The sequence below is a fragment of the Klebsiella aerogenes KCTC 2190 genome, assembly GCF_000215745.1.
In the GTDB taxonomy this organism is placed as follows: domain Bacteria; phylum Pseudomonadota; class Gammaproteobacteria; order Enterobacterales; family Enterobacteriaceae; genus Klebsiella; species Klebsiella aerogenes.
This window is the reverse complement of record NC_015663.1, coordinates 2,053,649-2,065,311: the sequence shown is the minus strand read 5'-3', so window position 1 is coordinate 2,065,311 and position 11,663 is coordinate 2,053,649. Positions and strand designations below refer to the sequence as shown.

Genomic DNA, 11,663 nt, shown 5'->3' with positions numbered 1-11,663 from the left:
GCATTTAAATCCACAACAAGAAGCCCCATATATGAAAAACGCAACGTTCTATCTTCTGGACAATGACACCATCGTCGACGAGCTCAGCGCCGTCGAGCAGCTGGTGTGTGAAATTGCCGCAGAACGTTGGCGCAACGGCAAACGCGTCCTGATCGCCTGTGAAGATGAACAGCAGGCTATTCGCCTTGACGAAGCGCTGTGGACGCGGCCGCCGGAGAGCTTTGTGCCGCATAACCTGGCGGGCGAAGGCCCGAGAGGCGGCGCGCCGGTAGAAATTGCCTGGCCGCAAAAGCGCAACAGCAGCCCGCGGGATATTCTTATCAGCCTGCGGCTAAACTTTGCAGATTTTGCCACCGCTTTCACAGAAGTGATAGACTTTGTCCCTTACGAAGATTCTCTGAAACAACTGGCGCGCGAACGCTATAAAGCGTACCGCATGGCTGGTTTCAACCTGAACACGGCAACCTGGAAATAATGGAAAAGACATACAACCCACAAGATATCGAACAGCCGCTTTACGAGCACTGGGAAAAGCAGGGCTATTTCAAACCGAATGGTGATGAAAGCCAGGAGAGCTTCTGCATCATGATCCCGCCGCCGAACGTCACCGGCAGTTTGCATATGGGTCATGCCTTCCAGCAAACCATCATGGATACCATGATTCGCTACCAGCGCATGCAGGGTAAAAACACCCTGTGGCAGGCCGGTACCGACCACGCGGGTATCGCTACCCAAATGGTGGTTGAGCGTAAGATTGCCGCTGAAGAAGGTAAAACCCGCCACGACTACGGCCGCGATGCCTTCATCGATAAAATCTGGCAGTGGAAAGCGGAATCCGGCGGTACCATTACCCGCCAGATGCGCCGCCTCGGCAACTCCGTCGACTGGGAGCGCGAGCGCTTCACGATGGATGAAGGCCTGTCCAACGCGGTAAAAGAAGTCTTCGTTCGCCTGTACAAAGAAGACCTGATTTATCGCGGCAAGCGCCTGGTCAACTGGGACCCGAAACTGCGCACCGCCATCTCTGACCTGGAAGTAGAGAACCGCGAATCGAAAGGTTCCATGTGGCACATCCGCTATCCGCTGGCCGATGGCGCGAAAACCGCTGACGGTAAAGATTACCTGGTGGTCGCCACCACCCGTCCGGAAACCCTGTTGGGCGATACCGGCGTGGCCGTTAACCCGGAAGATCCGCGTTACAAAGACCTGATCGGTAAATTCGTGGTGCTGCCGCTGGTTAACCGCCGCATTCCAATTGTTGGCGACGAACACGCCGACATGGAAAAAGGCACCGGCTGCGTGAAAATCACCCCGGCGCACGACTTTAACGACTACGAAGTTGGCCGCCGTCATCAGCTGCCGATGATTAATATTTTGACCTTTGATGGCGACATCCGCGAAAGCGCGGAAGTCTACGATACCAAAGGCAACGAATCCGACGTCTATTCCAACGAGATCCCGGCTGAATTCCAGAAGATGGAACGTTTTGCCGCGCGTAAAGCGATGGTTGCCGCCGTCGACGCGTTGGGCCTGCTGGAAGAGATCAAACCGCACGACCTGACCGTGCCTTACGGCGACCGCGGCGGCGTGGTTATCGAACCGATGCTGACCGACCAGTGGTACGTGCGTGCCGACGTGCTGGCCAAGCCGGCAGTCGAAGCCGTTGAGAACGGCGACATTCAGTTCGTGCCGAAGCAGTACGAAAACATGTACTTCTCCTGGATGCGCGATATTCAGGACTGGTGTATTTCCCGTCAGCTGTGGTGGGGTCACCGCATCCCGGCATGGTACGACGATCAGGGCAACGTCTACGTTGGCCGCACCGAAGACGAAGTACGCCAGGAAAATAATCTCGGCGCCGACGTCGCGCTGCGTCAGGACGAAGACGTCCTTGATACCTGGTTCTCTTCCGCGCTGTGGACCTTCTCCACCCTCGGCTGGCCGGAAAACACCGACGCGCTGCGTCAGTTCCACCCGACCAGCGTGATGGTGTCCGGCTTCGACATTATCTTCTTCTGGATTGCCCGCATGATCATGATGACCATGCACTTCATTAAAGATGAAAACGGCAAGCCGCAGGTTCCGTTTAAGACCGTCTACATGACCGGCCTTATCCGCGACGACGAAGGCCAGAAGATGTCTAAATCCAAGGGTAACGTCATTGACCCGCTGGATATGGTTGACGGCATCACCCTGCCGGAGCTGCTGGAGAAACGTACCGGTAACATGATGCAGCCGCAGCTGGCGGAAAAAATCCGTAAGCGCACCGAGAAACAGTTCCCGAACGGCATCGAGCCGCACGGCACCGACGCCCTGCGTTTCACCCTGGCGGCGCTGGCCTCTACCGGCCGCGACATCAACTGGGATATGAAGCGTCTGGAAGGTTACCGTAACTTCTGCAACAAGCTGTGGAACGCCAGCCGCTTCGTACTGATGAATACCGAAGATCAGGATTGTGGTTTTAATGGCGGCGAGATGGTGCTGTCCCTGGCCGACCGCTGGATCCTGGCTGAATTCAACCAGACCGTGAAAGCGTACCGCGAAGCGCTGGATAACTTCCGCTTCGACATCGCCGCGGGCATCCTGTATGAATTTACCTGGAACCAGTTCTGCGACTGGTACCTCGAACTGACCAAGCCGGTCATGAACGGTGGCAGCGAAGCGGAGCTGCGCGGGACTCGCCATACGCTGGTGACCGTGCTGGAAGGTCTGCTGCGCCTGGCGCATCCGATCATCCCGTTCATCACCGAGACCATCTGGCAGCGCGTGAAAGTAATCTGCGGTATCACCGCCGATACCATCATGCTGCAACCGTTCCCGCAGTACGAGGCTTCTCAGGTTGATGAAGCGGCGCTAGCCGACACCGAATGGCTGAAGCAGGCGATCGTCGCCGTACGTAACATCCGTGCGGAGATGAACATCGCTCCGGGTAAACCGCTGGAACTGCTGCTGCGCGGCTGTAGCAAAGATGCCGAGCGTCGTGTTAACGACAACCGCAGCTTCCTGCTGAACCTGGCGCGTCTGGAAAGCATCACCGTGCTGCCTGCCGATGATAAAGGTCCGGTTTCCGTGACCAAGATTATCGACGGCGCCGAGCTGCTGATCCCGATGGCGGGTCTTATCGACAAAGAAGCCGAGCTGGCGCGTCTGGCAAAAGAAGTGGCGAAAGTCGAAGCGGAAATCGGCCGTATCGAAAGCAAGCTGTCCAACGAAGGCTTTGTGGCCCGCGCGCCGGAAGCGGTTATCGCCAAAGAGCGTGAGAAGCTGGAAGGCTACGCGGAAGCGAAAGCGAAACTGATTGAACAGCAGGCAGTGATCGCCGCGCTGTAATCCTCCCGCCCCTTATCCCATCCGGTAAGGGGCGTTATTTTATGAAAGATCCTCGCTTGCACTCTCCCCGCCCGCAGTGTTATTAACAACATCATCCGTCATTATTATGTAATGAGTCTTCAAATGAATACGAGCGCAACCCTAACGCTATCCCTGCGCCGCATCACGGCCACTGATAATCCGGCGATTGCCAATGTTATCCGCCAGGTCTCCGCGGAATACGGTCTGACCGCCGATAAAGGCTATACGGTCGCTGACCCGAATCTGGATGAACTCTATGAGCTCTATAGCCAACCTGGCTCCGCTTATTGGGTGGTTGAGCAAAATGGCGAAGTGGTCGGCGGCGGCGGCGTGGCGCCGCTCTCGTGTAGCGAGTCCGATATCTGTGAGCTACAGAAAATGTACTTTATGTCCTCGGCGCGCGGCAAAGGGCTGGCGAAAAAGCTGGCGCTGATGGCGATGGATTACGCCCGCGAGCAGGGTTTTAAACGCTGCTATCTGGAAACCACCGCTTTTTTGAAAGAAGCGATTGGCTTGTATGAGCATCTCGGGTTTGAGCATATTGACGAGCCGCTGGGCTGCACCGGCCACGTCGATTGTGAAGTACGGATGTTGAAAACGCTGTAACGCCTCGCTACCGTGGGCCTCCCCGGTAGCGCTGCGCTTACCGGGGCTACAGGGGCCGAATACCGCGGGCTACGGCGCCGTCGGCACGCCGCTGTGGAAACGGAACTCGGGCTCCGGGCGGAGGATCAATGCCGCTTCCGCCTCGCCAAGCTGGCGTACGCGCTCGCTGATATCTCCCCCCGCTATCTTCTGCGCCAGGTCCAGGTAGTCCTGATAATGCCGGGCCTCGGAGCGCAGCAACGACAGATAAAACTTCTGTAAATCATCATCCAGCCACGGCGCCAGCGCGGCAAATCGCTCGCAGGAGCGCGCTTCGATATAAGCGCCGCAAATCAGCTTATCGATTAGCATCACCGGCTCATGGGATCGCACCTCCCGGCGCATACCGCGGGCATAGTTGCTGGCGGTGATTTTGACGTAAGGGATATCCCGCGCCAGCATGATCTCACGCACCTGCCAGAAGTGGTGCAGCTCCTCTTTGATAAGCAGAATCATGCTGTCGAGCAACTGGCTGCCCCACGGGTCGTTGGTTCGCGGCATGGCGCTTTTGTTGATCCGTTTATGCAGAGCGACAAAATCCGGCTCCGGCCCACGGCGATAGGTAAAGTCTTCGTACGGTTTCAGGCATTCCAGCAGCTCGTCGGCGCCATCTTTATCGGCGACGTAGCGGCGCACCAGCAGCATGGCGTTTTGCGCCGCTTTCAGCTCGCATACCATATGGTCGGTCAACAGCAGCGGCAGGTTGTCCGGTTTACGGGCTTCGTCAATCCACGCCTGCGGCGTTGGGCAGTGCAGGAATGCTAAAATCGGGGAGAGTATTTGCGGGTAATCCATTGAAGCTCCAGGCTATACCCTAATCAGGACGGGTATATACGGCGGCAGACGCCGCCGTATCCGTTGACGACTTAGTGGCGTACGCCGTTGTCGTCTTCGTCAATTAAATCTTCGTCATCTTCGCCGTCATCGTCTTCGCCGTTCGGGTCTTCGTAGTAGGTACCCCAACCGTCGTACTCGACGTTGAATTTTTCCGCCAGGTTCATCAGCTGTTCAACCTGGGCGTCGATCAGATCGGCATTGAGCGCGCTTTCGCTCAGGATATCGCAGCAGATCACCACTTCACCTTCTTCGACTTCCAGCTCTTCCGGCTCGGTGACTTCATAACCCATCTTGAAGGCCTCTACCGCCACTTTTTCCAACGTTTCGAAATCGTCGGCAGAGAGATGATGCTCAATGGTATACAGCGCGTCCGGATCGCTGCCATCTTCCAGCAGCTCTTCGATAATCAGACGCGTTTCCTCACGCTGTTCTTCCAGTAGTTCCGGGTTTGCCATGGCTCGTTCCTCATAATGTGCGGCAGATACTCCTATTGTCACATACCGCCGTGATTGCCTCCACCTTCTGTGTAAAAGATTTCTAACTCGGGGTTGCAAATGAATATTCATACATATAAAGTGAATTTTAATTCAATAGTAGCGTTTGCCAGGTGAGGGAATTATGTCCGCGTTATATCAGAAGCATTTCTTGAGATTACTGGATTTTACTGCTGCAGAAATTACCGGCCTTGTCGACCTGGCCGCGCAATTAAAAGCCGATAAGAAAAACGGTATCGAGGCCCAGAAACTGAAGGGCAAAAACATCGCGCTCATCTTCGAAAAAGACTCAACCCGCACACGATGCTCTTTCGAAGTTGCCGCTTACGACCAGGGCGCCCGCGTGACCTATCTCGGTTCCAGCGGAAGCCAAATCGGCCACAAAGAATCCATGAAAGATACCGCCCGCGTGCTGGGTCGCATGTATGACGGTATTCAGTATCGCGGCTACGGCCAGGAGCTGGTGGAAACCCTGGCGGAATATGCCGGCGTGCCGGTATGGAACGGCCTGACCGATGAATTCCACCCGACACAGCTACTGGCCGACCTGCTGACCATGCAAGAGCACCTGCCGGGTAAGGCATTTAATGAAATGACGCTGGTCTACGCCGGCGACGCGCGTAACAACATGGGTAACTCCATGCTAGAAGCCGCCGCGCTGACCGGGCTGGACCTGCGTCTGGTGGCACCGAAAGCCTGCTGGCCGGAAGAGGGTTTAGTGGCGGAATGCACTGCGCTGGCGAAAAAGCACGGCGGCAATATTACCCTGACGGAAGATATCGCCGCGGGCGTAAAAGGCGCCGATTTCATTTATACCGACGTGTGGGTATCGATGGGCGAGGCGAAAGAGAAATGGGCGGAGCGTATCGCCCTGCTGCGCGGCTATCAGGTGAATAAAGCCATGCTGCAATTAACCGGCAACCCGCAGGTGAAATTCCTGCATTGTCTGCCCGCGTTCCACGATGACCAGACCATTCTCGGCAAACAGATGGCGGCGGAGTATGGACTGCACGGCGGTATGGAAGTGACCGATGAAGTCTTTGAATCCCCAGCGAGCATCGTCTTCGATCAGGCGGAAAACCGTATGCACACCATCAAAGCGGTGATGGTGGCGACGCTTGGAAAATAACCATTAATCACGGTAGGTTCCCGGATAGCGCGCTACGCGTATCCGGGCTACCCGTTTTAAGCCATCAGCACCTTCACCACCGCTTTGCGCACCTTCGCCGGCGCCCCGACCGCACAGAGCGGTTTATGCACTTCGCCTGGATAAAACACCACAAAATCGCCCTCGTTAAGGATAACGGTTTTCTCCTGCGCGCCCTCGGCGAGGAAGGCGATGTCTTTGTCCGCCAGCCAGTCAGTCTGCGGCTCGCCTGCGGGTAAGGTGCTGAAGGTCATCCCTTCCTGACCGCGAAGTACAATTTGAATATCCAGATAGCGGGCGTGATACTCGGCGCGACGCTCGGCCTGTGCTTCGGTGCTGTCTTCAGAAATCAGATAGAACAGATTATTGCCGTCGATGTCGTGCTTGCCGAGCGGCGTCGACTCGCTAACGTGGGCTTTAACATGCTCAATCGCCTGACGCAGCGCGTCCGGCAGCCAGGATTGCAGATGATGAATATTGCCGATAATCATAGTAGCCCTCAAATATAAAACAGCTTTTCATTTTTGTTTTATACGCTGCTTACCACTACCAGACCACATTTTTATCGCGGTTTTTTGCGCTGGCGCAGCCTTCGCAGGCAAACGTTTCCCTGATTGTGGATTAATCGCTTGATTGCTCATCAAAGCTGCGTATAATGCCAGCCGTTTTGCCGGGAGGAAATATGGTCAATTGCGTACGACATTGCTGTGTCTTACCGCGTCTGAAAGCAGGCACTGGCCTGGCGTTTTTCTTTCCGTTGCTCAATGAATTCTCGAAGCCCCTTATTTAAGGGGCTTTTTTTTTGCTCAGGCGTCAGGAGATAAGCATGGCTAACCCGCTATATCAAAAACATATCATTTCCATAAACGATCTCAGCCGCGAAGACCTCGAACTGGTGCTGGCGACAGCCGCAAAGCTGAAAGCCAATCCGCAACCCGAGCTGCTGAAGCATAAGGTTATCGCCAGCTGTTTCTTTGAAGCCTCCACCCGTACTCGCCTCTCTTTTGAAACCTCCATGCACCGCCTCGGCGCCAGCGTGGTCGGCTTCTCCGACAGCAGCAACACCTCGCTCGGCAAGAAAGGCGAAACCCTGGCCGACACCATTTCGGTTATCAGCACCTACGTCGACGCTATCGTAATGCGCCATCCGCAAGAGGGCGCCGCGCGTCTGGCAACCGAATTCTCCGGCAACGTACCGATTCTCAACGCCGGCGACGGCGCCAATCAGCATCCAACGCAAACCCTGCTCGACCTGTTCACCATTCAGGAAACTCAGGGCCGCCTTGAGAACCTCAATGTCGCGATGGTCGGCGACCTGAAATATGGCCGTACCGTACACTCGCTGACCCAGGCGCTGGCCAAATTCAACGGCAACCGCTTCTACTTCATCGCCCCGGACGCGCTGGCGATGCCGCAGTACATTCTCGATATGCTGGATGAAAAAGGCATCGCCTGGAGCCTGCATAGCGCCATCGACGAAGTAATGGCTGAGGTCGATATTCTGTATATGACTCGCGTGCAGAAAGAGCGCCTTGACCCATCGGAATACGCCAACGTGAAGGCGCAGTTCGTGCTGCGCGCCGCGGATCTCGAAGGCGCCCGCGTCAACATGAAGGTGCTGCACCCGCTGCCGCGCGTTGATGAAATCACCACCGACGTCGATAAAACGCCGCACGCCTGGTACTTCCAACAGGCCGGCAACGGCATCTTCGCCCGCCAGGCGTTACTGGCACTGGTATTGAATAGCGAGCTGGCACAATAAGGGGGAATGAGAGATGACACACGACAATAAACTGCAAGTAGAAGCCATTAAACGCGGCACCGTGATCGACCATATCCCGGCCCAGGTCGGCTTCAAGTTGTTGACCCTGTTCAAGCTGACCGAAACCGACCAGCGCATCACCATCGGCCTGAACCTGCCGTCCGGCGAGATGGGCCGTAAAGATTTGATTAAAATCGAGAACACCTTCCTGACCGATGAGCAGGTCAATCAGCTGGCGCTGTATGCGCCGGACGCAACGGTTAACCGTATCGATGATTACGAAGTGGTGGGCAAATCCCGCCCGAGCCTGCCGGAGCGCATCAACAGCGTGCTGGTCTGCCCGAACAGCAACTGCATCAGTCACGCTGAGCCGGTTTCGTCGAGTTTCGCAGTGAAAAAACGCGCCGATGACATCGCACTCAAATGCAAATACTGTGAAAAAGAGTTTTCCCATTATGTGGTGCTGGCCAACTAATTGCGGTTGGTATTAATACCGGCCCTCCCTATAATGGCTACGACCTAATTACTGCAGTTCATCTGGAGATATTATGAGCAAAACTATTGCGACGGAAAAGGCACCAGCAGCTATCGGCCCATATGTACAAGGTGTTGATCTGGGTAGCATGATCATCACTTCCGGCCAGATCCCAGTAGACCCGAAAACCGGCAGCGTGCCGGAAGATGTCGCCGCGCAGGCGCGTCAGTCCCTGGACAACGTAAAAGCTATCGTTGAAGCCGCTGGCCTGAAAGTGGGCGATATCGTGAAAACCACCGTTTTCGTGAAAGATCTGAACGATTTCGCCACCGTGAATGCCTCGTATGAAGCGTTCTTCACCGAGCATAACGCCACTTTCCCGGCGCGTTCCTGCGTAGAAGTCGCACGTCTGCCGAAAGACGTGAAGATTGAGATTGAAGCTATCGCGATCCGTCGCTAAGCGCTTCTCTGCCCTCACCCCAGGCGCTTGCGCCATCCGCGGGGTGAGGGAAATGCCCTATTTTATCTTCGTTGCCCGTAGCAGTTTCTCCAGCGGATAGACCGCCGCAATCACCAGCTCATCCTGGGTTTTCGCCGCCGTATCCAGTTGCGCCTGGATTGAGGCGAACTCTTTATCGTCCAGCGTTCCCTGCCGCGCCACCAGATCGGTCAAGCGCAGCCCGAGGCTCGCCAGCTTATCAACCTGCTGCACCACCGGTTTAATCGCCGCCAGCTGATAGTTATTGTCGGTCAGCGCCAGCGCATCGCCGCTGTTGTTCTGCCAGCGGGTAAAGACGTGGCGCAGCGCATCGGCGCTCTCAGTATCCTCGGCATCGCTGATTAGCCGCTCCGCCCACTGGTTCAGGCTGCGTACGGTGTCGCTCTCCGCCGGCAGCGCATCGGCCAGCCGGTTAAGCGGTTCAAATTGATGGTAATTGTTCGCCTGGAACTTGAGATGTTGACGGGTGTAGTAATGCGCCGGCTCCAGCGCCTCGGCGAGGATCTGCAACGCCAGCGTATGGCTGCTGTTCGCCAGGCGGGTGAACTGCTCCAGCTGCTGAGTGTGCTGCTGCAGGCCGACGGAGACCGTTGACCAACTGTCCATCGCCTGCAGGCGCTGATACATATTGTCGCTGTCTTTGACGTCTTCGGCCGACCACAGCCGCTCCGCCACCGCAAAAGCCCGCGGCCACAGCTTGATATCGATGACCGGCGCGGCGACGTTTTCCGCCCACAGCGCCGCCTCGCCGCCGAGCAGATTCTTCTGTTGCTGCGCGTCGGGCAGCGTCGGCTGAATGCCCTGCGGTACGGCATCCAGCCGCTTGCCGTCAATGGGATAACGGGTGTTGCCAAGCAGGAAGTAGCCTGCGAGCTTGTCGTCGTTAATGGTTAGCACCGGGCGGGTCTCGCCCATCCAGGTATCGACGCGGAACGTGACCTGATTGTCGCCGAGCCATTCAATCTCCTGCACGGCACGCCGTGATTTCCCTTTAAAATCAATAAATCCACGCCAGCCGCTATCGCCTTTTACCAGCGTAAAGCTGCCCTCAACCGCGCTGCCCTTCAGGCGCGGCATCGAAAACTGCCAGCTCTGGGCGCTGTCGTTATCGGTAATCGTATCCACACCGTTAAGCCCCTGCGGGATAATCTCATTACGATAGTGATAGGCGGTGTACTGCGGCTGGTCGAGGTAAAAACCGGTGGAGAGAATGCCGCGATAGCCGTGTTTGGCGACGTCGCCTAATGCGTCCTGCCCCTGCCAGGACTGAATCAGAATGCTCTTCGGTAAATCAGGGTGGTAGATTTCATCCCAGCCGACCATCTGCCGGTGATGTTTTTCGAGTAACGTCTCCAGGCGCCGGTTGAAGTACGCCTGTAGCGCGTGGCTGTCCGCCAGCCCCTTCTCTTTGAGGAATTTCTGAATGGCCGGATTGGCGCGCCACTGGCTATCATCGACTTCATCACCGCCGATATGCAGATACGGATCGGGGAAGATAGCCGCCAGTTCGCTGACCATCGCCTCGGCAAACGCGTAGGTGGCCTCTTTTGTTGGGTCGAGAACCGGTTTCAGCACACCCCAGTGGCGCTCCATCGCGTAAGGCCCCGGCGCGCTCATCAGCTCCGGATAAGCCACGGCGATCGCCGAGGCGTGGCCCGGCATATCGATTTCCGGCACCACGCGAATACCGCGTTCGGCGGCATAGCGCACAATGTCTTTCATCTGCGCCTGGGTATAAAACAGGCCGTCGCTGGCCTGCTGCTGCAGCTTCGGATAGCGGCTGGAGGCGAAGCGCCAGCCCTGATCGTCGGTCAGATGCCAGTGCAGTACGTTAAGCTTCGCCGCCGCCATACCATCAATCTGCCGCTTGATCGCCGACAGCGGCATAAAGTGACGGGCGGAATCCAGCAGCAGTCCACGCCACGGGAAGCGCGGCGCATCGTCAATGGCGACATAAGGAATGGTGGTGCCGTCAGGGCCGTTTTGTACCAGCTGTAGCAGCGTTTCCATGCCGCGCAGCGCGCCAAAACGCGTATTGGCTTTCAGGGTCGCGCCGTCTGCGTTAACGGTTAGCTGATAGCTTTCGTCGCTATCCGGCTGCGGCAGGAAAGGCACTTTTTTACTGACGATCACGTTAATGGTTGGGCTTTTTGCCGGCGCCGTCTGCGGCTGGAGCGTCCAGCCGGTTTGCCGCGCAAGACGTTCGCGCCAGCGGTTCGCCGCCTCGCCAAGATCGTCACCGCTGACGTTGATCGTCAGCTGATTATTTAGCGCCAACGCCCCCTGCGCCTGCGGGCGCTCCACATGGGCGGGCCACGGCATCAGCGGCAGATCGCCCGCCGGGGCGGCAAGCGCCATGCTGCTCAGTAATATTCCGCTGGTCAGCAGACTGTAACGCACGGTGTTAATCATCAATGTTCCTTTTTATGACGGGCCAAAAAAAGCAAAACATT

Annotated in this window: 12 protein-coding genes; 8 read left to right on the top strand and 4 right to left on the bottom strand. The window is 56.6% G+C overall.

Annotated elements, in window-relative coordinates:
* Nucleotides 1-31: 31 nt before the first annotated feature.
* The 3 genes from holC (at nt 32) to EAE_RS09945 (ending at nt 3,957) form a co-directional block, all read left to right on the top strand.
* On the top strand, nt 32-475 hold the full coding sequence (gene holC, locus EAE_RS09955; protein ID WP_015368546.1) for a DNA polymerase III subunit chi: 444 nt from the start codon (nt 32-34) through the stop codon (nt 473-475).
* Nucleotides 475-3,330: a valine--tRNA ligase gene (locus EAE_RS09950; protein ID WP_015368547.1), complete on the top strand. Its 2,856-nt coding sequence runs from the start codon at nt 475-477 to the stop codon at nt 3,328-3,330. Before holC ends, EAE_RS09950 begins: the two co-directional genes overlap by 1 nt.
* Nucleotides 3,331-3,453: 123 nt before the next feature.
* The gene (locus EAE_RS09945; RefSeq protein ID WP_015368548.1) at nt 3,454-3,957 is read left to right on the top strand and encodes a GNAT family N-acetyltransferase; all 504 of its coding nucleotides are present in this window, start codon (nt 3,454-3,456) and stop codon (nt 3,955-3,957) included.
* Between the two features lie 69 nt (nt 3,958-4,026).
* On the opposite strand, the gene miaE is transcribed toward EAE_RS09945, so the two are convergent.
* Together miaE and rraB are read right to left on the bottom strand one after the other, a co-directional pair.
* Nucleotides 4,027-4,791, bottom strand: coding sequence for a tRNA isopentenyl-2-thiomethyl-A-37 hydroxylase MiaE (miaE, locus tag EAE_RS09940; RefSeq protein WP_015704214.1), 765 nt, complete (start codon nt 4,789-4,791; stop codon nt 4,027-4,029).
* Nucleotides 4,792-4,862: 71 nt separating this feature from the next.
* On the bottom strand, nt 4,863-5,288 hold the full coding sequence (gene rraB / locus EAE_RS09935; protein WP_015368550.1) for a ribonuclease E inhibitor RraB: 426 nt from the start codon (nt 5,286-5,288) through the stop codon (nt 4,863-4,865).
* A gap of 163 nt (nt 5,289-5,451) precedes the next feature.
* Between rraB and argF the strand changes: the two genes are divergently transcribed.
* Nucleotides 5,452-6,456, top strand: a complete 1,005-nt coding sequence (gene argF / locus EAE_RS09930) for an ornithine carbamoyltransferase (RefSeq protein WP_015368551.1) — start codon at nt 5,452-5,454, stop codon at nt 6,454-6,456.
* Between the two features lie 56 nt (nt 6,457-6,512).
* Here the strand turns inward: argF and EAE_RS09925 are convergent, their stop codons facing one another.
* Nucleotides 6,513-6,965 (bottom strand): YhcH/YjgK/YiaL family protein, encoded by a 453-nt coding sequence (locus EAE_RS09925; RefSeq protein WP_015368552.1) that lies wholly within the window; start codon nt 6,963-6,965, stop codon nt 6,513-6,515.
* 164 nt (nt 6,966-7,129) lie between these two features.
* Here EAE_RS09925 and EAE_RS09920 point away from each other — a divergent pair, with 164 nt between their 5' ends.
* The 4 genes from EAE_RS09920 to ridA all read left to right on the top strand — a co-directional run bounded on the left by EAE_RS09920 (nt 7,130) and on the right by ridA (nt 9,171).
* A complete protein-coding gene (locus EAE_RS09920; protein WP_165442601.1) occupies nt 7,130-7,264 on the top strand; it encodes a pyrBI operon leader peptide in 135 nt (44 codons plus the stop codon).
* 36 nt (nt 7,265-7,300) lie between these two features.
* Entirely contained in the window at nt 7,301-8,236 is a 936-nt protein-coding gene (pyrB, locus tag EAE_RS09915; protein ID WP_015704213.1) for an aspartate carbamoyltransferase, read from the top strand.
* 13 nt (nt 8,237-8,249) lie between these two features.
* Nucleotides 8,250-8,711: an aspartate carbamoyltransferase regulatory subunit gene (gene pyrI, locus EAE_RS09910; RefSeq protein WP_015368555.1), complete on the top strand. Its 462-nt coding sequence runs from the start codon at nt 8,250-8,252 to the stop codon at nt 8,709-8,711.
* A 73-nt stretch (nt 8,712-8,784) separates the two neighbouring features.
* Entirely contained in the window at nt 8,785-9,171 is a 387-nt protein-coding gene (ridA, locus tag EAE_RS09905; protein WP_015704212.1) for a 2-iminobutanoate/2-iminopropanoate deaminase, read from the top strand.
* A 57-nt stretch (nt 9,172-9,228) separates the two neighbouring features.
* Here the strand turns inward: ridA and EAE_RS09900 are convergent, their stop codons facing one another.
* On the bottom strand, nt 9,229-11,622 hold the full coding sequence (locus EAE_RS09900) for a beta-N-acetylhexosaminidase (protein WP_015704211.1): 2,394 nt from the start codon (nt 11,620-11,622) through the stop codon (nt 9,229-9,231).
* Nucleotides 11,623-11,663: the final 41 nt, after the last annotated feature.